The 1,769-nt window shown below is 72.8% G+C and carries 2 protein-coding genes; both read left to right on the top strand.

Going from position 1 to position 1,769, the window contains the following annotated elements; all coding sequences use genetic code 11:
- Positions 1–60 precede the first annotated feature (60 nt).
- Positions 61–1,248, top strand: coding sequence for a molecular chaperone DnaJ (gene dnaJ / locus AB0J68_RS31895; protein WP_354860205.1), 1,188 nt, complete (start codon positions 61–63; stop codon positions 1,246–1,248).
- A 30-nt stretch (positions 1,249–1,278) separates the two neighbouring features.
- Positions 1,279–1,719: a helix-turn-helix transcriptional regulator gene (locus AB0J68_RS31900; RefSeq protein WP_030332087.1), complete on the top strand. Its 441-nt coding sequence runs from the start codon at positions 1,279–1,281 to the stop codon at positions 1,717–1,719.
- The last annotated feature ends 50 nt before the right edge of the window (positions 1,720–1,769 follow it).

The following is a 1,769-nucleotide window of genomic DNA, read 5'->3' on the forward strand; positions in this document are numbered from 1 at the left end:
CCCCGCACAGCGGTGGACGGGACGGCCGGGCCACAACGGTCGGAAGGAGGCGGTGGACCGGTGAGTTCGAAGGACTGGCTCGAGAAGGACTTCTACGCCGTGCTCGGCGTGGACAAGGCCGCCTCCGCGGATGACATCAAAAAGGCGTACCGCAAGCTGGCCCGGGAATCGCACCCGGACCACAATCCGGGCGACCCGAAGGCCGAGGAGCGGTTCAAGGCCGTGTCCGAGGCGTACAACGTGTTGTCGGACGCCGGCCGTCGCCGGGAGTACGACGAGATGCGTTCGCTGTTCAGTTCGGGCGCGTTCCGGCGCAACGCCCGGGCGGGCGGCCAGCCGGGCGGGATGCCGTTCGACGTCTCCGACCTGTTCGGCGGTGGCGCCGCCGGTGGCGGTGACCGCCGCTTCGGCGGGGCCGGCTTCCAGGACCTGTTCAGCTCGATCTTCTCGGGTGGGCAGGCCGGTGGGCAGGCGGCTCCACGTGGGCCCGCGCGCGGCCGGGACGTGGAGACCGAGGTAGCTCTGGACTTCGGCGACGCGGTGCGCGGGGTGACCCTGCCGCTGACGTTGCGCGCCCCCGGCGTCTGCGACACCTGCCACGGCAACGGCGCCAAGCCCGGCACCCAACCGCGTACCTGCCCGGTCTGTCACGGCGCCGGGGTCACGACCCGCAACCAGGGGTCGTTCAGCTTCTCCGAGCCCTGCGGCAACTGCCAGGGCGTCGGCACCGTCGTGGAGGAGAAGTGCCCGGAGTGCCACGGCAGCGGCGGAGTCACCAAGACCCGCACGATGAACGTGCGCTTCCCGGCCGGTGTGGCCGACGGCCAGCGCATCAGGCTGGCCGGGCGCGGTGAGCCCGGTGAGCGTGGTGGCCCGGCCGGCGACCTGTTCGTGCACGTCAAGGTCCGGCCGGACGAGCTGTTCGGGCGTACCGGAGACGACCTGACGTTGACCGTGCCGGTGACCTACGCGGAGGCCGTGCTCGGCACGGACCTGCGGGTGCCCACGCTCGACGGCGCGGTGACGCTGCGGGTTCCGCCCGGCACGCCCAGCGGGCGGGTGCTGCGGGCCCGGGGCAAGGGTGTGGTCCGTCGCGACGGGCAGGCCGGTGACCTGCTGGTCACCCTGGATGTGGTGGTGCCGGCCCGTCTGTCGGACGAGGCGCGGGCGGCGCTGGAGGCGTTCGCCGAGCAGAGTCCGCCGGCGGCGCGGGAACATCTCGACGCCCGGGTGCGTCGGGTCGGATAGTCCGGTGGGATGGACGCGGAGGTGAGCGGGATGTCGGGCGAGTTCCTCGGTTCGGGTGACCCTGCCTACGAGGCCAAGGTGCTCATGATCTCGGTGGCGGCACGGATGGCGGGGATGCACCCGCAGACCCTGCGCCAGTACGACCGGCTGGGGCTGGTGCAGCCCGGCCGGGCTGCCGGAGGTGGCCGTCGATACAGCGTCCGGGACGTGGTGCTGCTGCGCGAGGTGCAGCGGCTCAGCCAGGACGACGGGATCAACCTGGCCGGCGTCAAGCGGATCATCGGGCTGGAGCGGTTGCTGGAGCAGGCGCAGCAGCGGGTCGCACGGCTGGAGGCGGAGCTGGACGCCGCGTACCGCCGGGTGGCCGAGCTGGAGTCACTGGCCCGTTTCCCGGGCCGGGATCTGGTGCCGACCAACCGCACGTCCACCGCGCTGGTGGTCTGGCGTCCCCGCCGTACACCCGACCGCTGACCCTGCTCCTCGGCCTGGCCCGCGCCGGATTTTCCGGGGGGGACCAGGCC

Origin of the sequence: Micromonospora sp. NPDC049580 (assembly GCF_040675595.1) — a bacterium.
GTDB lineage: Bacteria > Actinomycetota > Actinomycetes > Mycobacteriales > Micromonosporaceae > Micromonospora.

Coding starts and splice junctions, on each gene's coding strand:
- AB0J68_RS31900 (WP_030332087.1), top strand. CDS start 1,279: ATGTCGGGCGAGTTCCTCGGTTCGGGTGACCCTGCCTACGAGGCCAAG.